This window comes from Glycomyces sp. NPDC047010 (genome assembly GCF_040644205.1).
Classification (GTDB): Bacteria; Actinomycetota; Actinomycetes; order Mycobacteriales; family Micromonosporaceae; genus Glycomyces.
The window spans coordinates 395,053-413,919 of sequence record NZ_JBEYVY010000001.1 but is presented as its reverse complement, the minus strand read 5'-3'; the positions used below and the strand labels follow the sequence as shown (position 1 = coordinate 413,919).

General features: G+C 71.5%; 18 protein-coding genes and 1 pseudogene. 13 read left to right on the top strand and 6 right to left on the bottom strand.

All coding sequences use genetic code 11. From position 1 onward, the window contains the following. Window positions 1-61: 61 nt before the first annotated feature. Both AB0A65_RS01960 and AB0A65_RS01955 read left to right on the top strand, forming a co-directional pair. Complete coding sequence (locus AB0A65_RS01960; protein ID WP_359944702.1) at window positions 62-340, top strand: MoaD/ThiS family protein; 279 nt, start codon at window positions 62-64, stop codon at window positions 338-340. A gap of 15 nt (window positions 341-355) precedes the next feature. Beyond that, complete coding sequence (locus AB0A65_RS01955; protein ID WP_359944699.1) at window positions 356-1,306, top strand: cysteine synthase; 951 nt, start codon at window positions 356-358, stop codon at window positions 1,304-1,306. A gap of 215 nt (window positions 1,307-1,521) precedes the next feature. On the opposite strand, the gene AB0A65_RS01950 is transcribed toward AB0A65_RS01955, so the two are convergent. Continuing rightward, complete coding sequence (locus tag AB0A65_RS01950; protein ID WP_359944696.1) at window positions 1,522-2,109, bottom strand: hypothetical protein; 588 nt, start codon at window positions 2,107-2,109, stop codon at window positions 1,522-1,524. A gap of 158 nt (window positions 2,110-2,267) precedes the next feature. On the opposite strand from AB0A65_RS01950, the gene AB0A65_RS01945 reads away from it, so the two are divergent. The 5 genes and pseudogenes from AB0A65_RS01945 to AB0A65_RS01925 form a co-directional block, all read left to right on the top strand. Next, entirely contained in the window at window positions 2,268-2,705 is a 438-nt protein-coding gene (locus tag AB0A65_RS01945) for a hypothetical protein (protein WP_359944693.1), read from the top strand. A gap of 109 nt (window positions 2,706-2,814) precedes the next feature. Continuing rightward, window positions 2,815-3,627, top strand: a complete 813-nt coding sequence (gene murI, locus AB0A65_RS01940; protein WP_359944690.1) for a glutamate racemase — start codon at window positions 2,815-2,817, stop codon at window positions 3,625-3,627. Beyond that, entirely contained in the window at window positions 3,624-4,382 is a 759-nt protein-coding gene (locus AB0A65_RS01935) for an MBL fold metallo-hydrolase (protein WP_359944687.1), read from the top strand. Before murI ends, AB0A65_RS01935 begins: the two co-directional genes overlap by 4 nt. 119 nt (window positions 4,383-4,501) lie before the next feature. Continuing rightward, window positions 4,502-6,307, top strand: coding sequence for a hypothetical protein (locus AB0A65_RS01930; RefSeq protein ID WP_359944684.1), 1,806 nt, complete (start codon window positions 4,502-4,504; stop codon window positions 6,305-6,307). 63 nt (window positions 6,308-6,370) lie between these two features. Next, window positions 6,371-7,579, top strand: a pseudogene (locus AB0A65_RS01925) (deoxyguanosinetriphosphate triphosphohydrolase); the annotation flags it as partial. Window positions 7,580-7,588: 9 nt separating this feature from the next. On the opposite strand, the gene trmB reads toward AB0A65_RS01925, so the two are convergent. After that, window positions 7,589-8,278: a tRNA (guanosine(46)-N7)-methyltransferase TrmB gene (trmB, locus tag AB0A65_RS01920; RefSeq protein ID WP_359944681.1), complete on the bottom strand. Its 690-nt coding sequence runs from the start codon at window positions 8,276-8,278 to the stop codon at window positions 7,589-7,591. 72 nt (window positions 8,279-8,350) lie between these two features. Next, window positions 8,351-9,181 carry a hypothetical protein gene (locus AB0A65_RS01915; RefSeq protein ID WP_359944678.1) on the bottom strand — a complete coding sequence of 277 codons (831 nt, stop codon included), beginning with the start codon at window positions 9,179-9,181 and terminating at the stop codon, window positions 8,351-8,353. A gap of 368 nt (window positions 9,182-9,549) precedes the next feature. Between AB0A65_RS01915 and AB0A65_RS01910 the strand changes: the two genes are divergently transcribed. Then, window positions 9,550-12,039, top strand: coding sequence for a sigma-70 family RNA polymerase sigma factor (locus AB0A65_RS01910; RefSeq protein ID WP_359944675.1), 2,490 nt, complete (start codon window positions 9,550-9,552; stop codon window positions 12,037-12,039). 49 nt (window positions 12,040-12,088) lie between these two features. Next, window positions 12,089-12,598 (top strand): GtrA family protein, encoded by a 510-nt coding sequence (locus AB0A65_RS01905; protein WP_359944672.1) that lies wholly within the window; start codon window positions 12,089-12,091, stop codon window positions 12,596-12,598. A 55-nt stretch (window positions 12,599-12,653) separates the two neighbouring features. Here AB0A65_RS01905 and AB0A65_RS01900 read toward each other — a convergent pair whose 3' ends face one another. The 3 genes from AB0A65_RS01900 to AB0A65_RS01890 form a co-directional block, all read right to left on the bottom strand. Next, window positions 12,654-13,178, bottom strand: a complete 525-nt coding sequence (locus tag AB0A65_RS01900) for a PH domain-containing protein (protein ID WP_359944669.1) — start codon at window positions 13,176-13,178, stop codon at window positions 12,654-12,656. Between the two features lie 118 nt (window positions 13,179-13,296). Beyond that, a complete protein-coding gene (locus tag AB0A65_RS01895) occupies window positions 13,297-14,283 on the bottom strand; it encodes a hypothetical protein (protein WP_359944666.1) in 987 nt (328 codons plus the stop codon). An 18-nt stretch (window positions 14,284-14,301) separates the two neighbouring features. Further along, window positions 14,302-15,099 carry a biotin--[acetyl-CoA-carboxylase] ligase gene (locus tag AB0A65_RS01890; protein ID WP_359945558.1) on the bottom strand — a complete coding sequence of 266 codons (798 nt, stop codon included), beginning with the start codon at window positions 15,097-15,099 and terminating at the stop codon, window positions 14,302-14,304. Window positions 15,100-15,132: 33 nt separating this feature from the next. On the opposite strand from AB0A65_RS01890, the gene AB0A65_RS01885 reads away from it, so the two are divergent. From AB0A65_RS01885 to AB0A65_RS01870, 4 genes are all read left to right on the top strand, one after another. Continuing rightward, a complete protein-coding gene (locus tag AB0A65_RS01885) occupies window positions 15,133-16,716 on the top strand; it encodes an acyl-CoA carboxylase subunit beta (protein WP_359945555.1) in 1,584 nt (527 codons plus the stop codon). Between the two features lie 236 nt (window positions 16,717-16,952). Continuing rightward, window positions 16,953-17,948: an NYN domain-containing protein gene (locus AB0A65_RS01880; protein ID WP_359944663.1), complete on the top strand. Its 996-nt coding sequence runs from the start codon at window positions 16,953-16,955 to the stop codon at window positions 17,946-17,948. A gap of 4 nt (window positions 17,949-17,952) precedes the next feature. Then, window positions 17,953-18,162, top strand: a complete 210-nt coding sequence (locus AB0A65_RS01875) for an acyl-CoA carboxylase subunit epsilon (RefSeq protein ID WP_359944660.1) — start codon at window positions 17,953-17,955, stop codon at window positions 18,160-18,162. Further along, window positions 18,159-18,752 carry a nucleoside triphosphate pyrophosphatase gene (locus AB0A65_RS01870; RefSeq protein ID WP_359944657.1) on the top strand — a complete coding sequence of 198 codons (594 nt, stop codon included), beginning with the start codon at window positions 18,159-18,161 and terminating at the stop codon, window positions 18,750-18,752. Before AB0A65_RS01875 ends, AB0A65_RS01870 begins: the two co-directional genes overlap by 4 nt. The last annotated feature ends 115 nt before the right edge of the window (window positions 18,753-18,867 follow it).

The window sequence follows — 18,867 nt, the reverse complement described above, 5'->3', positions numbered from 1 at the left end:
CGGCTGCGCGCCAGACAATTCGAGCGTCCACGAGGCTGCTCACGGAACAAAGGAAACCCGCATGTCCATCGAAGTCCGCATCCCGACCATCCTGCGCCCGCAGACCAACGGCGAGAAGCTCGTCTCCGGCGAGGGCGAGACGATCGGCGCGCTGTTCGCCGACCTCGACTCCCGCTACACCGGCCTGCGCGCCCGCGTGGTCACCGACGAGGGTGCGCTCCACCGCTTCGTGAACGTCTACATCAACGACGAGGACGTCCGCTTCATCGGCGGCCTGGAGGCCAAGCTGGCCGACGGCGACTCCGTGACCATCCTGCCCGCGGTCGCGGGCGGCATGTAAGACGGAGGGAACGCCGTGGCACGCTTCGACGACATCACCGCGACCACGGGCGGCACGCCCCTGGTCGGTCTGCCGCGGCTGTCGCCCGCCCCCGGGGTCCGGCTGTGGGCCAAGCTGGAGGGCGCCAACCCGACCGGCTCGGTCAAGGACCGCGTCGCCGCCAAGATGATCGAGGCCGCCGAGCGCGACGGCCTCCTCCACCCCGGCGCCACGATCCTGGAGCCGACCTCGGGCAACACCGGCATCGCCGTCGCGATGATCGCCCGCCGCAAGGGCTACAAGCTCGTCGCGGTCATGCCCGAGAACACGTCCATGGAGCGGCGCCAGCTGCTCGGGGCGTTCGGCGCCGAGATCGTGTTCTCCCCGGCCGCGGGCGGCTCCAACGCCGCGGTCGCGAAGGCCCGCGCGATCGCCGCCGAGCGGCCCGACTGGGTGATGCTCAACCAGTACGCGAACCCGGCCAACGCCGCCGCCCACTACGAGGGCACCGGCCCCGAGCTCCTCGCGGACCTGCCCGAGATCACGCACTTCGTGGCGGGCCTCGGGACCACCGCGACGCTCATGGGCGTCGGGCGGTACCTGCGCGAGCACGCGCCGGGCGTCCAGATCGTCGCCGCCGAGCCGCGGTACGGCGAGCTGGTGTACGGGCTGCGGAACCTCGACGAGGGCTTCGTGCCCGAGCTGTACGACGAGGCGGTGCTCGACCGGCGGCTGTCCGTCGGCACCGAGGACGCGCTGCGGCGGACCCGCGAGGTCCTGTCCGAGGAGGGGCTCTTCGTGGGCCTGTCCACGGGCGCGGTCCTGCACGCGGGGCTGGCGCTGGCGCGCGAGGCTGCGAAGGCCGGGCGCGAGGCGGACATCGCGCTGCTCGTGGCCGACGGCGGCTGGAAGTACCTGTCGACCGGCGCCTACTCCGACGTCTTGGACGACGCAGTGGACGCCCTCGACGGCCAGGTGTGGGCTTAGGGCCTGGCCTGCGGGTCAGACCGGCCGGGACCCGGCCCATTTGCCCGCTCGCTGCGTTGTCGGGGCCTTCCAATACAACACCGGTATTGGAAGGCCCCTCCGCCTTGCGAGCGAACAAATGGACTCGGCTCCCGACTCGCCCTGACCCGCAGGCCAGGCCCAACACATCGATTCCCGGGGCCGGGCCCGCGCGAGAGCGCGGGCCCGGCCTCTCGCTATCCGAGGTTCGCCTGGGCGGCGAAGGACGGGTCGATGCGCATGGTGCGGCCGATGTGGCCTGCCCAGGCGCGGGCCCGGGAGAGCGGGTGGTCGGGGAACTGGCGGTCGAACGCGGGGTCGTCGCCGCGGTGGAACGGGAGGCGCGAGCGCAGGGCCGGGTCGAAGGGGTGGGGCTGGGTCCAGTCGGCGGGCATGCCGAGCTGGGCCATGAGGGTCGCCTCGCGCAGGCCGGTCATCCCGGACTCGGCGGCGGCGTAGATCAACTGGGCGTACACGGGGGTCTTGGGGACCGTGTAGATCGCCATGAAGACCTGCCCGGCCGGGAGGGCCGGGTGGGGGACCTTCACGACCTGGTAGATCACCGGCACGCCGACGATCTCGTAGCGCTCCAGCTCGATGAGGCACCCGGCCTCGCCGTACATGCCCGCGAAGCCGCGGCGCAGCGTCGCGAGGTCGTACATCCACGAGGGCTCGAACGCCTGCCCCTCGACGGTCTTCACCTCGATCTTGTCGTCGCTGCCCGGGTTGGCCCAGGCGGTGGGACCGATCTGCTGGAGACCGGTGGTATCGAAGGAGATCGGCATTCGCCGGAGCCTAGTCCACATCGATGCGTGTCCATCCGCTCACGGCGCACCGCTCCCATGCGTCACAGCCGCCCCGGCCCGTCCCGCCCGCCGCGGCGGGGTCCGCGCCGCGCCGGTCCACTCCTGAGCAGTCCTCAGTGGGTTGCTAGCCTGGTCCGATGACCACCGGCGACCAGCGAACCCTGACCATCGGCGCGGCGAGCGGCACGGCCAGCGGAGTGCCGCGCCAAGGCGTTGCACCGCAACCGGAGTCGGAGTCCACTCCACGGCAGGGCCTGTCGATCCCGGTCGACCCGGCCTCCCCGAAGGCCGGTGTCGAGGGCCCGGAGGTGCGCCTGCGCCGCCTCGCGGGTGTCGCGGTCTGGGCGCTCGTGCTCGTCCTCGCGGGGGTCGCCTCCGCGATCGTGGGCCTGTTCAAGGTGTTCGGCTCGGGCCCGGACTGGTTCACGCCCGCGTTCATCTCCGTCGGCGTCGTGGGGATGCTCCTGGCGATGATGGCCTTCGCGACCGTGCGCTTCAGGGGCGTGCCGTGGATGTTCATGGCCGCGTCCTCGGTGACGCTTCTGGCCGCCTTCGCGATGCTGCGGCTCGCGTAAAAGCGCTTGCGTCCAGCGAAAATGTGGTGAGCGCCACGTTGTCATTTTGACGACATTCCCGTGGCGAGCAGGGGCGCGGAACCCCCGATTGGACGTACTCTCGGAGCCCATGAACGACGCGCCCATCGGGATCTTCGACTCCGGTGTCGGAGGTTTGACCGTCGCGCGGGCGATCAGCGAACAGCTGCCGGCCGAGCGACTCGTCTACGTCGGCGACACCGCCCATGTCCCGTACGGTCCCAGGCCCATCGCCGAGGTCCGCAAGCTGTCCCTCGACGTCTGCGACCACCTGGTTCAACAGGAGGTCAAGGCGCTCGTGATCGCCTGCAACTCGGCTTCTGCGGCGAGCCTGGCCGACATCCGCGACCGCTACGACATCCCTGTCGTGGAGGTCATCCGTCCCGCCGTCCGCCGCGCCGTCGCCACGACGCGGACCGGCAGGGTCGGGGTGATCGGGACGGTCTCCACGATCTCGTCGGGCGCGTACATGGACGCGTTCAACGCCGTCCCGGACGTCGAGGTGACCGCGGTCGCCTGCCCGGCCTTCGTGGATTTCGTGGAACGCGGTGTGACAACCGGCCGACAGCTCCTGGGCCTCGCCCAGGGGTACCTTGAGCCGCTACAGCAATCCGACATCGACACGGTCGTGTTGGGCTGCACCCACTATCCGCTGCTGTCGGGACTCATAGGACTGGTGATGGGAGAGGACGTGACACTGGTGAACTCCGCAAGCGAGTGCGCCCGCGAACTCTACCGCGTGCTCACCGAGCACGACCTGCTGACCTCCAGTGCAGTCCCGCCCGCGCACCGGTTCCTCGCCACGGGGGACCCGGAGGCGTTCACCAGGACCTCCAGGCGGTTCCTGGGGAACCTGTTCCCGAGCGCGGCCGCAGCCGTACTGGACAAGGTGGATCTGCCATGAAACTCACGGTCATCGGATGCGCCGGCTCGTTCCCGGCGCCCGACACCCCCTGCTCGGCCTACCTGGTCGAGGCGGGCGGCTACCGGCTGCTGATCGACTTCGGCACCGGCTCGCTCGGTGAGCTCCAGAAGCACCTCGATCCACACCTGGTCGACGCGGTCATCGTGACCCACCTGCACGCCGACCACTTCTTCGACGCGTGCGCCTACGCCGTCATGCGCCGCTACGCGCCCGAGGCCCCCGGCCACCCCGTGCCCATGTACGGCCCCACCGGGGTCGGCGAGCGCATCGTCGCCGCCTACGGCGGGCAGGGCGAGCTGTGCCACCCGTCGCTGCGCGACGTCTACGACTTCCGCGAGCTCGCGCCCGGCAGCTTCGAGCTGGGCCCGCTCAGCGTCACCGTCGACCGGGTCGCGCACCCGGTGGAGACCTACGGCGTCCGCGTCGAGCACGCCGGGTCGTCCCTCGCGTACACCTCCGACTCCGGGCCCTGCCAGGCCCTGGAGACCCTCGGCGCGCACTGCGACGTGCTGCTCGCCGAGGCGTCCTACGTCGAGGGCCGCGAGAACCCGAAGGACGTGCACCTCACCGGGAAGGAGGCGGGGGAGTACGCCACCAAGACCGGCGCCGGACGCCTCCTCCTCACGCACCTGGTGGAGCCGTGGAACTCCCGCGAGTCCACGCTGGCCGAGGCGAAGGCCGCGTACACCGGCCCCGTGGACGTGGTCCGGCCCGGGCAGGTCTTCGAGTTCTAGGCGCGCGGCGGCCCCGGCCGCCCGGCGGTTCAGCCGATCGGGTGGTCGGCGGGCCCGCCGACGCCGGTTTGGCACGTTCCCGGGATACGCCCGTTGCGCACGCGCCGTAGCGTCGAAGGATGTCGAGTCAACCCAGCCCCCCGCCGTACCAGGGGCCGCCCGGCGGCCCCCAGTACCCGCAGTACCAGCAGTCGCCGCCGCCGCAGTACTACCAGCCCGGCCCCGCGCCGCAGCCGGTCCCGTACGTTGAGTCCGGTGCGCCCCAGGCGCCCGGAGGCGGCCATCCGCCGTACCTGCCGCCCGGCGCGTACACGCCCGCGCCGCCGCCCCCGCCCCGCGGCGGGCGCGGCGCCAAGGTCGCGATCGCGACGATCCTGTCCGTGGTCCTCCTCGCCGCCGTCGGCGCCGTGGTCCTCTTCAAGTTCGTCCTCAAGGGCGGACCGGACCCGGCCGAGAGCTTCCCGGCCTCCGCGAGCATGTACATGGAGCTCAACCTCGACCCGTCGTTCGACCAGACGCCGAAGCTCCTGGAGCACCTCTCCAAGTTCGAGGACCTCGACTACGACTCCACCGACGACCTCCTGGCCGACCTCCTCGAAGAGTCCGGCCTCGAAGGCGTGGACGCCGAGAAGGACCTCTCCTCCTGGCTCGGGGGCCGCCACGGCCTCGCCATGTGGGAGCACGACGGGCAGCCGTACGCCGTCGTGAGCCTCGCCAGCACCGACGCCGGCGCCGCCGAGGACGGCCTCGCGAAGCTCCGCGCCGCCGCGGGCGTCGACGAGGACCAGATGGCCTACACCGTGGAGGACGACCACGTCCTCATGGTCGTCGGCGAGACGGGCGCGGCCGCCGCGCTCGACGCCGCCAAGAGCGAGGCCGGGTCCGACCCGCTCTCCGCGTCCGCCTCCTACGAGGAGGCCCGCGGCTGGCTCGACGGCGACCAGCTCGCCGTCTACTGGGTCGACATGGACGCCGTGGGCGAGCTCGCCGAGCTCACCGGCGAGGACGCGGACGTGTTCTCGCAGTTCTACTCCGGCCAGCTCATCGCGGGCTTCTCCGCGTTCGACGAGGGCTTCGAGCTGACCTACCGCCTCTTCGGCGGCGAGGACGACCCGTGGACCGGCTCCGAGGACCTCCTCGCCGGGATGGGCGAGCTGCCCGCCGCCGACGTCGCCGCCACCGCGTACATCCCCGAGAACATCGGCGACCTCACCAGCGAGTGGCTCGACGCCTACGAGGGCCTCTACGGCGTGGACGACTACGCCGAGCCCGTGATGCCCACCGGCGACCCGCTCACCGCCGACGAGTACGCCGAGTACCTCGAACTCCAGACCGGCTACTACAACGCGACGCTCACCGCCGAGGAGGAGACCCGCTACCTCGAACTCGACGAGCGCTACTGGATGGCCGGCACCGAAGAGGACCCGTGGGTCGACGACTACGACTACGGGCCCGACACCGAGGAGATCGAGGCCATGGTCACGAGCTTCACGGACCTCCTCGCCGGAGCCAACCTCTCCTTCGCCGGCGACTTCGACGCCGAGGAGGGCATGAACCCCGAGTCCCTGCTCGTCTCGGCCCACCTCGCCGAGGACCGCGCCGCCGACCTCCAGGCCCTCGTCGAGGAGTCCCTGGCCGGTGGGGACGCGACCCTCCCCGAGGGCGTCACCGCCGAGGGCTCCGAGATCTCCTACACCGGCAGCGAGACCGCCTCCGGGACCCTCGCCGAGGACCCCCGGTTCAGCGACTTCGCCGCCGTCGCACCCGAGCAGTCCGCGCTCGCGGTCTGGGTCGACCTCGCCGCCGCCGGCGAGACCTACCCGGACGACTTCCAAGGCGCCGAGGCGCTCTCGGCCTTCGCGTGGGCCCACGGGTCCGACGGGGGCGACGGCACCGGCGTCCTCCGCCTGTACCTGGCGGATTAGCCGCGAGCACAAGGGATCGGTCGCGCTAGGCTCGACAGCGTGACCGATCCCGCTCTGCACCCGCTGGCCAAGCAGTGGCCCTCCGCGGCGCGGCTCGTGCCCGAGCCGGGCTCGACGCGCTCGCCGTTCCAGCGCGACCGCGCCCGCCTCCTGCACTCGGCCGGGTTCCGGCGCCTCGCCGACAAGACCCAGGTCCACACCGCGGGCACCGACGACTTCCTGCGGACCCGCCTCACCCACTCCCTCGAAGTCGCCCAGATCTCCCGCGAGCTCGGGTCCGCGCTCGGCTGCGACGCCGACGTCGTGGACGTCGCGGGCCTCGCCCACGACCTCGGCCACCCGCCGTTCGGCCACAACGGGGAGGACGCCCTCCACGAGGTCGCCGGGCCCTGCGGCGGCTACGAGGGCAACGCCCAGACCCTCCGCGTCCTCACCCGCCTCGAAGCGAAAGTGGTCGACGCGGACGGGCGCTCCGCGGGCCTCAACCTCACCCGCGCCTCCCTCGACGCGACCTGCAAGTACCCGTGGCCCGCGCGGCCCGGGGTGCGCAAGTTCGGCGTCTACGAGGACGACAAGCCGGTGTTCGACTGGGTCCGCGGCGGCGTCCCCGAAGGCGTCACCTGCCTTGAAGCGCAGGTCATGGACTGGTCCGACGACGTCGCGTACTCCGTGCACGACGTCGAGGACGGCCTCCACGGCGGGTACATCAACCTCGCGAAGCTCATGGACGACGCCGACGAGCAGACCGCGGTCTGCGAGGACGTCGCGGGCCGCTACTCCGACGAGTCCACCGCCGCGCTCCGCGAGGCCCTGCGCGACCTGCTGCGCGACCCCGTCACCGAGGGCCTCCACGACTACGACGGCTCGTTCGCCGCGATGGTCGTCCTCAAGGACTTCACCTCGAACCTGGTGGGCCGCTTCGTCAACGGCGCCGTCCGCGCCACCCGCGACCGCTTCGGCGAGGGCCCCCTGCGCCGCTACGACGCCGACCTGGTCGTCCCCGAGCGCGAGCGCGTCCAGTGCGCGCTCCTCAAGGGCATCGCCTGGCGGTACGTGATGCGCCCCCGCACCGACGAGTCCTGGTACACGCGCCAGCGCGAGATCCTCCACGACCTCGTGGCGCTCCTGTGCGACCGCGGGCCCGAGGCGATGGAGCCGATGTTCGCGGAGCTGTGGCACGCGGCCGCCGACGACGCGGCGAGGCTCAGGGCCGTCATCGACCAGGTCGCGTCCCTTACGGACGAGTCGGCCCAGTCGTGGCACCGCCGCCTCACGGCGTCCTTATCTCTTGCGGAACACCAGGTCGAAGATGTCGCGCCCGGCCTTGACGCCGCGCCGCTCGAACTTGGTGACCGGGCGCCGCTCGGGGCGGGCCGCGAAGCCCTCCTCGGTGTTCTCCAGCGACGGCTCGGCGGTGAGCACGTCGAGCATCTGCTCCGCGTACTCGGCGATGTCGGTGGCGCAGTGGAACAGCCCGCCCGAGTGCAGGAGCCCCGAGAGGGTCGCCACGTGCTCGGCCTGGATGATCCGGCGCTTGTGGTGGCGCTTCTTGGGCCACGGGTCGGGGAAGTACACCCGCACCTCGTCCAGGGACTCCGGGGCGAGGCCCTCCCATAGGAGCGGCAGCGCGTCGCCCTGGTAGATCCGCAGGTTGCCGAGCCCGCGCTCCTCGGCCCGGTCCATGAGGTCGGCGATGCCCTGGGGGTACACCTCGACGGCGAGGAGGTCGCGGTCGCGGTCGGCGTCGCCCATCGCGGCGGCGGCCTCGCCGTTCCCCGAGCCGATCTCCAGGACCAGGGGCGCGGTGCGGCCGAACAGGGCGGCGGGGTCGATCCGGCCGTCCTCGGGCGTCCATTCCAGGCCGTAGCGCGGCCACAGGCGCGCGAACGCCTCGTCGTGGCGGGGCTTGTTGCGGCCCTGGCGGAAGTTGAACGTCAGGATGTGGCGGTGCTGCGGTTCCTCATCAGGCATAACCGCGCAAGTCTAGCGGTGGGGCCGCTGTGCCCTGCCTCGCGACCGCGGCCCGCCTCCGGACGGCGGGCCTCAGCGTTCGAGCTTCGCCGGGGCCTCGTAGGAGCGGCCGCGCACGCCCGCGGGCCCGTCGGGGCGCCTCGGGTCGGGGCGCGGCGGGGGAGCGGGCTCGTCGTCCTCGTCGTCGGCGAAGAGGAACGACTCGCGCGTGTCCTCCTCGACGTAGCCCTCGTCGGCGTAGTCGCCGTCCGGCTGCTCGGGCACGTAGGTCGGCGGGCCGACCTCCTCGTGCTCGGGCTCGGCGGTGAGCATCGCCTTGGGCCGCCTGGGGCGCAGGCGCTTCGCGCGCTCGCGCAGGAACCACACGTACCCGCCCAGGACCGCGAGCGAGAGCCCGGCGCCGATCCAGAATCCGGGTCCGGCGATCGCCACTCCGGCGAGTTCCAGCAGCGCAAGGGCTATGAGCACGTAGAGGATGCGGCGGTGTCGCCGCCGCCACCACTCGGCGCGCATCTGCCGGAGCCTGGCCTGCTCGTGCATCTCGGGGTCCTCGCCGGTCAACGACTGGTCGGAGACCAACCGTACCGAGTCGCCGCTGCGCGTGCCGCGCCGCTCCCACCCGCGCGCGGTCGAAACGCGCTGAGGCCGTTGGGAGTCAAGGAGATCGTTGAGTGAGCCGTCCGTTTCCTCCGGGTCTGCGGGGGCGGTTCCGGGATCGAGTGTGACGGTGCGGTGGGAGGCGGGACGTGACGGCCGGTGGCCCTCGCGGTCGAGCACGCGCGCGTCGGAGGAGGCGCGGTCCTGGATCATCCGCTCGTCGGGGTCGTACCGGCGGACCAGGGCCGGGGTCAGGGCCAGCAGGGCGGTTCCGACCAGAAGCGCCAGCAGTACCGATGCGGGCATCGCTCACCTCCTTCGCGTCGTTCGCATCACACCATGCGTCGCCCAACGGTACGCAATCGCCTGACGTATTTCCGACAGTTGCCTGGAACCCGGGCGGGAAGTCCCAATACCATCACACATGGTCACAATCGCATCACAATTCACGGCTATGACGGGTTTTTGCCCTAAACTCCGAGGAATGTCCTGTTCGCCGCCTGCCCGAACCTCGGCGGAGCGGGGCGCAACCGGAGGCCGACTCGATCGTTAACCCAAGGGAGACAGCGAGAACTCCTCCAATCAAGTCGACCCGCAACGCCTCGCCATCGAGGCACTTCCGAGCCCCCCGATCGTACGAGCTCGGCGCAACCAGGAAGGAGCACCGGCGCACGATGCCCGAGACCGTCCCCGCCGGCGATCCCCGCGGCCCAGGACCGGACGCCCCCGGCGACGTCCCCGCCGCGCTCTCCGACCCTGAGCTCATCGCCGCCACCCGCCGCGGCGACACCACCGCCTACGCGGTCCTCTACGAGCGCCACGTCCACGCCGCCCGCCGCCTCTCGCGCATCCTCAGCCGCGACCCCGCGGGCGCCGACGACCTCGTCTCCGAGACCTTCGCCAAGCTCCTCCACACCTTCCGCGAAGGCGGCGGCCCCGACCTCGCCTTCCGGCCCTACATGCTCCAGACCCTCCGCAACACCTTCTACGACCGCGTGCGCCGCGACAAGAAGGTCGAGTTCACCGACGACCTCACCGCCCACGACTCCGGCGAGATCTACGTCGACCCCGCCGTCGAGGGCCAGGAGCGCCGCTACGCCGCCCTCGCCTTCGGGAAGCTCCCCGAGCGCTGGCGGATGGTCCTGTGGCACACCGAGGTCGAGGAGGACTCCCCGGCCAAGATCGCCACGATGCTCGGCATGACCCCCAACGGGGTCTCCGCGCTCGCGTACCGGGCCCGCGAGAAGCTCCGCCAGAACTACCTGACCGAGCACGCCGCCGACTCGCCGCGCGAGGAGTGCCGGTGGACCGTCGACCGCCTCGGCGCGCGCGTGCGCGGGAAGCTCGGCGAGCGCGACGTGCAGAAGGTGGACGACCACCTCGACTCGTGCGTCACCTGCAACCTCCTGTTCGCGGAGCTGACCGAGCTGAACTCGGGCCTGCGCGGCGTCATCGCCTGGGTGTTCCTCGGCCAGGCCGCCAGCCCGTACCTCGCGGCGGGCGCCGTCTCGGCCGCCGGGCTCGCCGTCGGCGGGGTGTTCGCGTTCCTCGCGGCCCCGTTCATCAAGGCGTTCAACTGGATCCGCCGGATCGTGCAGCAGCTCGGCACGAAGGGCTCGCTCGCCACCGGCACCGCGGTCGCGGTGGTCGCGGCCGTCGCGGTCTTCGCGCTCACCTCCGGCGAGGAGGAAGAGGAGCCGCAGGCCGCGCCCGACGAGCCCGCCGTCACCGAACCGGTCGAGCCCGGCCCCTCGACCGAGGAGGACCCGGTCCCCGACCCCGACGACCCCGCGCCGGAGGACCCGGACGACCCGGAGCCCGAACCGGACCCCGAGGACCCCGCGGAGGAGCCCGCGCCCGACGAGGAGGACCCGGCCGCGTACGGCATCGCGCACGGCCTCGGCACGAGCGGCCTCGTCGCGGGCGGTGAGGCGATCCTCCCGATCCGCCTCGAAGCGCCCGAGAGCACCGGTGGCGCCTACGCGCCCCGGACCGAGCGCGTCCTGGAGTCGGGTCGGACCACTGAGTCGGTCGGCCACGGCCAGGCCGCCGGGACCGACCGCGTCACGCTCGACATCGTCTTCCCCGCGGGCATCACGCTCGCCTCCGAGACCGCCGACCCCGGCTGGACCTGCGTCGAGGGGGCCACCGTGCACTGCACGGTCCCGCAGATGCCGTCCCCGGCCGAGGCGAACCTGCGGGTCCTCATCGCGGAGGACGTCTCCGGCTACCAGACCTTCGAGGTGACCGTGGACGGCCCGGGGATCTCCGGGACCACCCGCCTCCAGGTGCCCATCGCGCCCGCCGGGAGCACCGTCGGGTACGCGAGCCTCGACGCCACCGGCGTCACCGCCTCCGGCAACACGTGGATGACCTGCTCGGTCCCCGGGTGCAAGGAGGCGTCGCTGCTCGGCGCGGGCGACCGCTGGCCGATGAAGGCGTACAAGCCGCAGGACGCGCCCGCCGGGCGCGAAGGCGAGGCCGCTTCCGGCGCGGTCCTCGACGTCCCCGGCGGCGCCACCGTCAAGTGGGCGGGCCTGTACTGGGCGGGCGCCCACGAGGACCTGCCGACCGACGTGTCCCTCCACGGCCCCGGCGGGTCCTGGACCTCCCTCTCGGCCGACTCCGTCACCGACACCACCCCGGGCGTGCAGGCGTTCGCCGACGTCACGGGCCTGGTGAACGGCGGCGGCGAGTACTGGGTCTCCACCGACAACCACCAGCTGCCGACCTCCGAGTGCAGCACCTGGCCGATCAGCCTCGACGCGCACTGCATCGCCGAGCAGCACTGGGCGGGCTGGTCCCTGACCGTGGTCTACGCCGAGCCCGGCGCCGACGCGAAGGAGGTCGCGGTCTACGACGGCGCGGCCGCCTCCGACACGGAGATCGAGATCGAGGACGGCGGCGAGGTCGACATCGCCGCGACCCTGTGGGGCGGCTCCGCGAACCGCCGCGGCGACAGCGTCTCCGCCGGTGACCAGCACCTCGGCCAGGCCGCCTCCTGCAAGGCGAACGGCGCCGTGAACAACCCGAACTGGTACGCGTTCGGCGTGGACGTGCAGGTCTACTCCGCGCACACCGGCGAGGCCGGGGTGATCCGCTTCGAGCGCGGCGACGACCCGTTCATCGTCGGCGTCGTGGCCGTCGCCCAGCCGCACGAGTGAGCCGTTCGGCCCTCCCGGACCGGGCCCGCGGCGGGTATCCTGGCGCTTGATGACCACTACCGGCACCCCTGCACCCGCGGGCCTCTTCGGACGAGTCCGGGCGCTGCTCAAGCGACACTCCCGCGAACTGAGCGGGTTCCTCAGCATCGGCGGCGTCGCCTTCATCGTCGATGCGGGCCTGTTCAACCTGCTGTACATCGGCTACGACTGGTCGTACTGGTACGCGAAGATCCTCTCCGCGGTCATCGCGATGACCTTCGCGTTCTTCGGGAACCGGCACTGGACCTGGCGCGAGCGCCGCGGCTCGGCCGCCGCCCACCGCCAGTACACGCTCTACTTCTTCTTCAACGCCGTCGGCCTGCTCATCAGCATGGGCTGCCTGTGGATCAACAGCCGCCTGGCCGAGGTCTGGCCGCACATCTTCGACACGAAGATCGCGGTCAACGTCGCCGGTCTGCTCTTCGGCGTCGGACTCGCCTCGATCTTCCGGTTCTTCGCGTACCGCACCTGGGTGTTCCGGCTCGCGCCGCAGCTCCAGGAGGCGACCGAGACCGCCTAAGAGGCAAGCAAAAGGCCCGCACCTGCCAGTGCGGGCCCTGCGTCTTCTACGGGCTTTAGGAGCCGTCGCCCTGGTTCGCGCGGCGCGTGCGGTCGTCCTCGGCGAGCTGGTAGAGCAGCGCCTTGGTCTTGTCGACCGAGGGGACGTCGATCAGGTTGATCTCGCCCTCGTCGGAGGCCGAGTCGATGTTCATGTCGCCGAAGCCGAAGATCCGCTCCCAGACGTTCTGGGTGTAGGACACGGTGTTGACGCGGGCGAGCGGGATGTGGCGGCTCTCGCGGGTCACGAGGCCCTCGCGCCACATGACGCGCTGGTCGGTGATGACGTAGTGGGTGGAGCGCCAGCGGATCCACGGGATCACCGACAGCCAGATGAGCAGGACCAGGGTGATGACGACCTCGGCCAGGATCAGCCAGATCTTCCCGTCCCAGTCGAGCTTGGTCGTGTAGGTGACGGCGATGGCGCCGATGGCCAGGAAGACCACGAACCAGAGGACCGGGCCGACGCCTTCCTTCCAGTGCGGGTGGGTGTGGAGCTTGACAACCTCGTCACGGGCGAGCTGGTCGTCGGGATATCCCACTGCGGACCTCCAGGAGTGAGAATTGCGGGCCGGGGGCGGTACGAATGTTCAAAAGCACAGTACAACACTTCGTCACCGGCTCCGTGACCACGATTGCGCGCACCCGTTCGCCTGCGCGCTAGGGGACCCAGCCGTTCTTCGCGGCGTGCCACCCGAGCTGGATGCGGGTGTCCACATCGGCCAGGTCCATGAGCTCGCGGACCCGCCGCTGCACGGTGCGCAGGCCGATGCCCAGTTTGGACGCGATGGACTGGTCCGTCAGGCCCGCAATGAGCAGGCCGAGCAGGACCGCGTCGTCCTCGTCGATGCGAACGCCCCCTTCGGAGGCGGTGGTCGCGGGGATGCCCGCGGTCCACAGCTGCTCGAACAGGGTCGCCGCGAGACCGGCGACCGAGCGGTTGCCGGTGACGATCGCGCGGGGCCGGTCGCCGCCGGGCTCCTCCATGACGATGGTGCGGTCGTCGACGATGAGGACCTTGAGCGGCAGGCGCTTCGCGAAGCGGACCTCGTCGCCGGATTCGAGGGCGTGGCGCACGTAGTCGGCGTACGGGTCGATGTCGAGCACGGCCCGGTCGAAGAGGATGCGGTGGACCACGCCGCGGGCCTGGAGGTCCTGGTGCAGCTCGTCCTCGGGGACGGGCAGGACCATCGGCGGGCGCACGAACGTGCACAGGCTCCGCTCCGCGGCGGCCTTGAGCTGGCGGATGCGGGAGCGGATCGCGGTTGCGCCGGTGACGACCTCCCACTGGCCGCCGCCCGCGTCGGCGGGCCCGGCGCGGTGGAGGTTGAGCAGCTCGCGCAGGGCCTCGTACTCGCCGAGGACCTCGCCGAGCTGGGAGGCGATGCGCCCGCCGAGGACGGCGTCGGGGCCGACGGCGCGGAAGCGCGAGTCGGCGACCATCGTCGCGAAGCCCTCGTCCACGAGGTGCGCGAGGACGGTCCGGACGCGGTCGACCGAGTGCGACGCGTCGGCGGCCAGCTGGGCAACGGTGGCCTCGGACCTGGTCAGCAGGAGCCGGTAGAGGGCCTCTGATTCAGGGTCGAGCCCGGTCGCGCCCGGCGGCTGCCGGGCCGGCCGGGTGCCCGAATGCTCGGGGTCGGTCAATGCGCCACTCCCTCGGGTTCACGCCCGCGGCCGCAGGTGGACGACGTCGCCCGCGGCCACCGTCTCCACCGGCCCGTCGCCCGGGTCGACCTGGAGTCGGCCGTCGGCGTCGATGGCGACGGCGCGGCCGGTCAGGTTGCGGCCGTTCGGGAACGATACCGCGACTTCCCGGCCCAGCGTGTCGGAGTTTTCCTCCCAGCGCTTCACCACCGGCCCGGGGCCCTGTGCGCTCCACGTGCGGTACACGGCCGCGACGTGCGCGAGGAACGTCGCGGCGATGAGCTCCCGGTCGAGGCTCTCGGCCCCCGCGACGAGCAGCGACGTGGCCTGCGGGACCGGCAGCTCCGCCTCGGTGAGCGACACGTTCAGCCCGGCCCCCACGACCACGGCGTCGCCCTCGGCCTGCGCGAGGATGCCGCACACCTTCCGGCCGCCGATGAGGACGTCGTTGGGCCACTTCAGCTTCGCCTGCACCCCGCACACGGCCCTCAATGTCTCTTCGAGCGCCACTGCGGTGGCGATCCCGAGCGTCCCCCACTGCTCGCGGGGCGCCTCGGGCCGCAGGAGGAACGACATGGCGAGACCGGCCCGCGCCGGGCTCTCCCAGCGCCGGTCCAGGCGCCCGCGCCCGCTCGACTGCTCCTCGGCGATGAGCACGCGCCCCTCGCCGGCCCCGAGCTTCGCGGCCGCCGCGAGGTCCGCGTTCGTCGATCCAGTGACGGCCACCACGTCAAGGCGGGTCCAGAAGTCGGACTTCTCCGACAACAGCGACCACAGGGCGTCGCGGTCCAGTGGCTTTCTCGTCGGTGTGTCCACGCGCATAGCGTAGCCACTCGGGAAGTCGATACGATCCGAAGCGTGACCGACATCGACTTCCACACGACCGCCGGGCGGCTCGCCGACCTGGCCGAGCGCCTCTCCGAATCGGCCACCGGGAACCCCCGGGCGATCGAGAAGCAGCACGAGAAGGGCAAGCGCACCGCGCGCGAGCGGTTGGAGCAACTGCTCGACGAGGGGTCGTTCGTCGAGCTCGACAGCCTGCGGCGCCACCACTCCACCAGCTTCGGCATGGAGGCCAACCGGCCCTACGGCGACGGCGTCGTCACCGGCTACGGCACCATCGAGGGCCGCGAGGTGTGCGTGTTCGCGCAGGACTTCACCGTCCTCGGCGGCTCGCTCGGGCAGGTCTCCGGCGAGAAGATCACGAAGATCCAGGAGCTGGCGCTGCGCACCGGCCGCCCGATCATCGGCATCTCCGACTCCGGCGGGGCCCGCATCCAGGAGGGCGTCGCCTCGCTCGGCGGGTACGCGGAGATCTTCTTCCGCAACGTGCGCGCCTCCGGCGTCATCCCGCAGATCTCGCTCATCATGGGCCCGTGCGCGGGCGGCGCGGTCTACTCGCCCGCGATCACCGACTTCACCGTCATGGTCGACCAGACCAGCCACATGTTCATCACCGGGCCCGACGTGGTCCGCGCGGTGACCGGCGAGGACGTCGGCATGGAGGAGCTCGGCGGGGCTCGCACCCACAACGCGGTCGCCGGCAACGCCCACTACCTCGCCTCCGACGAGACCGACGCGCTCGACTACGTCAAGCACCTCCTGTCGTACCTGCCGTCGAACAACCTCGACGAGCCCCCGGCGTACGAGTCGAAGGACTTCGAACTCGACATCACCGCCGACGACCTGGCGCTCGACACCGTCATCCCGAACTCCGCGAACCAGCCGTACGACATGCACAAGGTCGTGGAGTCCGTCCTCGACGACGGCGAGTTCCTGGAGACCCAGGCGCTGTTCGCGAAGAACATCCTCACCGGCTTCGGGCGCCTCGACGGCAAGCCCGTCGGCGTCGTCGCGAACCAGCCCATGCACTTCGCGGGCTGCCTCGACATCGACGCCTCCGAGAAGGCCGCCCGGTTCATCCGGTTCTGCGACGCCTTCAACATCCCGATCATCTCCTTCGTCGACGTCCCCGGGTTCCTCCCGGGCACCTCGCAAGAGCACGACGGGATCATCCGCCGCGGCGCCAAGCTCATCTACGCGTACGCCGAGGCCACCGTCCCCAAGCTCACCGTCGTCTGCCGCAAGGACTACGGCGGCGCGTACTGCGTCATGGGCTCCAAGGGCGTCGGCGCCGACCTGTGCCTCGCCTGGCCGACCGCCGAGATCGCCGTCATGGGCTCGCAGGGCGCCGTCAACATCCTGTACCGCCGCGACCTCGCCAAGGCCGACGACGAGCAGGCCAAGCGCGCCGAGCTCATGTCCGAGTACGAGGAGAAGCTGAACAACCCGTACGTCGCCGCCGAACTGGGCCTCATCGACGCGGTCATCCAGCCGCGCGAGACCCGCGCCATGCTCGTGCGCGGCCTGCGCATGAACGCCTCCAAGCGCGACGAGCTGCCCGCGAAGAAGCACGGGAACATCCCGCTCTAGAGCACGTCCGGGACGCGCGGCCCTCTCACCCACTGGGTCACCCAAACTGGTGAGGGGTCCGCGCGTCCCGTCGCATGCACACCCCGGCTACCGGCGGAAACCGCATTTCCCCCCGGAGCGGCGTGCACCACTCCCACCCCAAGAGTCCGATCCGGGTACCGTCTATACAGCTGGGAAAGCGGGACGAATCGTCCCGCCGGATATTGGGAGTGTGGGCGATGACACCAATCGGAGGAATGCTTCCCGGACTGCCGTCCCGGCGGTACGCGATCCTCATCGACGTCGGCTACCTCTACGCGGCGGCGGCGGAACTCCTGCTCGACGCCACCTCCAGGCGCGACTACCGGGTCGACGCCGAGAAGCTCATCAAGTCCCTCATCGAACGCGCCGCCATCCGCCTCTCCGACGGCGAGCTGCTCCGCCTCTACTGGTTCGACGCCGCCCGCGACCGGGTCCCCACCGTCGACCAGCGCGTCATCGCCAACATGGACTACGTCAAGGTCCGCCTCGGCAACCTCAACTCCCGCGGACAGCAGAAGGGCGTCGACGCCCAGATCCGCTCCGACCTGGAACTGCTCGCCCGCCACCGCGCCATCCACGAGGCGATCCTCCTCGCCGGCGACGAGGACATGGTCCCCGCCGTCGAGGTCGCCCAGGCGTACGGCGTCCGCGTCCACCTCTGGGGCGTCGAACCCCCCTACGGCACCAACCAGGCCGAACGCCTCGTCTGGGAGTCCGACACCGTCGAGACCATCGAGTCCGAGGAACTCAAGGCGTACTTCACCAAGAGCGGCACCGCCGCCGCGGCCACCCACGGCATGGTCGGCGCCCCCATGGCCGAGCCCGCGCCCGTCGTCCCCAACCCGGCGATGGTCTTCGGCACCCGCCAATCCGTGGCCGTCACCATGACGGCCGCCGACGCGCTCGCGCAAGCGGAGTCGGCACGGCCTAAATTCGTGCGCACCACGCAGACCGGCGAGAAGCTGGACCCCGAGACCGTCCGCTCCATCGGCGAGTACGTCGGCCACAAATGGCTCCTGACCAGGGGCGCCGACAACATAGCGGACCTCCTGCCCGGGCCCCAGCTCCCCACCGTCATCGACAAGGAGCTGCTAGTGGAAGCCGAGAAGGAACTCGGCTACTCTCTACGCGACCACCCCGAAGCGCGGATCTGGGTCCGCGACGGGTTCTGGGAGCGGGTGCACCGCGAGTTCGATTTCGACGAGGAGTAGCACGATGGGTCTGGAGCTCAAGGTCCTCCGAGGCAACCCGACGGACGAGGAGCTGGCCGCGCTGGTCGGCCTCATCACCGCGCTCCCGCGCCCCGCCGAGGAGGACGAGGCTCCCGCGCGCCGCGCCGCCTGGTCCAACCCCGGCCTGAAGCTGCGCGTGCGCCGCTCCTGGCGCGACACCGCCGTCCCCGCCCGCCGGGGGACCGAGCGTTGACCAGGCCCTTCGTCCTCGCGTCCCAGTCGCCCGCCCGCCGCGCGCTCCTCGAAGCCGCCGGGATCGACCCGATCGTCATCGTCTCCGGCGTCGACGAGTCCCGCGTCATGGGCCACGACCCCGCCGAACTCGCCAGCGCGCTCGCCGAACTCAAGGCCCAGGCCGTCCTCGACCAGGTCAGCCCCGGCTCGCTCGTCCTCGGCTGCGACTCCGTGCTGCACTTCGGCCACGAGATCCTCGGCAAGCCCGAAGGCCCCGAAGAGGCCACGTCCCGCTGGAAGCGGATGCGCGGGAACTCCGGGACGCTCTACACCGGCCACTGCCTCATCGACACCGCCGCCGACCGCCAGATCGTGCGCGCCTCCGGCACCGCCGTCCACTTCGCGGAGGTCTCCGACGAGGAGATCGCCGCGTACGTCGCCACCGGCGAGCCGCTCCACGTCGCCGGGTCCTTCACCCTCGACGGCTACGGCTCCGCGTTCATCGACCGCATCGACGGCGACCCCGGCACCGTGATCGGCCTGTCGATGCCCTTGCTGCGCAACATGCTCGGCGAACTGGAGCTGACGCTCCACCAGCTCTGGCGCTAATTCCGCGTCCACCCGGCGGCGCCGCGTGCGGGTCGCCTCGTACGCGTCCACGGCCTCCAGCTGCCATCTGCGGGCCGCCTCCAGCGTGAACGACCGGCCGTCCTCCACGTGCGCG

Excerpts from the sequence above, each read along its gene's own strand:
- AB0A65_RS01960 (WP_359944702.1), top strand. The coding sequence starts at position 62 with ATGTCCATCGAAGTCCGCATCCCGACCATCCTGCGCCCGCAGACCAAC.
- AB0A65_RS01950 (WP_359944696.1), bottom strand. The coding sequence starts at position 2,109 with ATGCCGATCTCCTTCGATACCACCGGTCTCCAGCAGATCGGTCCCACC.
- AB0A65_RS01945 (WP_359944693.1), top strand. The coding sequence starts at position 2,268 with ATGACCACCGGCGACCAGCGAACCCTGACCATCGGCGCGGCGAGCGGC.
- murI (WP_359944690.1), top strand. The coding sequence starts at position 2,815 with ATGAACGACGCGCCCATCGGGATCTTCGACTCCGGTGTCGGAGGTTTG.
- AB0A65_RS01935 (WP_359944687.1), top strand. The coding sequence starts at position 3,624 with ATGAAACTCACGGTCATCGGATGCGCCGGCTCGTTCCCGGCGCCCGAC.
- AB0A65_RS01930 (WP_359944684.1), top strand. The coding sequence starts at position 4,502 with ATGTCGAGTCAACCCAGCCCCCCGCCGTACCAGGGGCCGCCCGGCGGC.
- trmB (WP_359944681.1), bottom strand. The coding sequence starts at position 8,278 with ATGCCTGATGAGGAACCGCAGCACCGCCACATCCTGACGTTCAACTTC.
- AB0A65_RS01915 (WP_359944678.1), bottom strand. The coding sequence starts at position 9,181 with ATGCCCGCATCGGTACTGCTGGCGCTTCTGGTCGGAACCGCCCTGCTG.
- AB0A65_RS01910 (WP_359944675.1), top strand. The coding sequence starts at position 9,550 with ATGCCCGAGACCGTCCCCGCCGGCGATCCCCGCGGCCCAGGACCGGAC.
- AB0A65_RS01905 (WP_359944672.1), top strand. The coding sequence starts at position 12,089 with ATGACCACTACCGGCACCCCTGCACCCGCGGGCCTCTTCGGACGAGTC.
- AB0A65_RS01880 (WP_359944663.1), top strand. The coding sequence starts at position 16,953 with ATGCTTCCCGGACTGCCGTCCCGGCGGTACGCGATCCTCATCGACGTC.
- AB0A65_RS01875 (WP_359944660.1), top strand. The coding sequence starts at position 17,953 with ATGGGTCTGGAGCTCAAGGTCCTCCGAGGCAACCCGACGGACGAGGAG.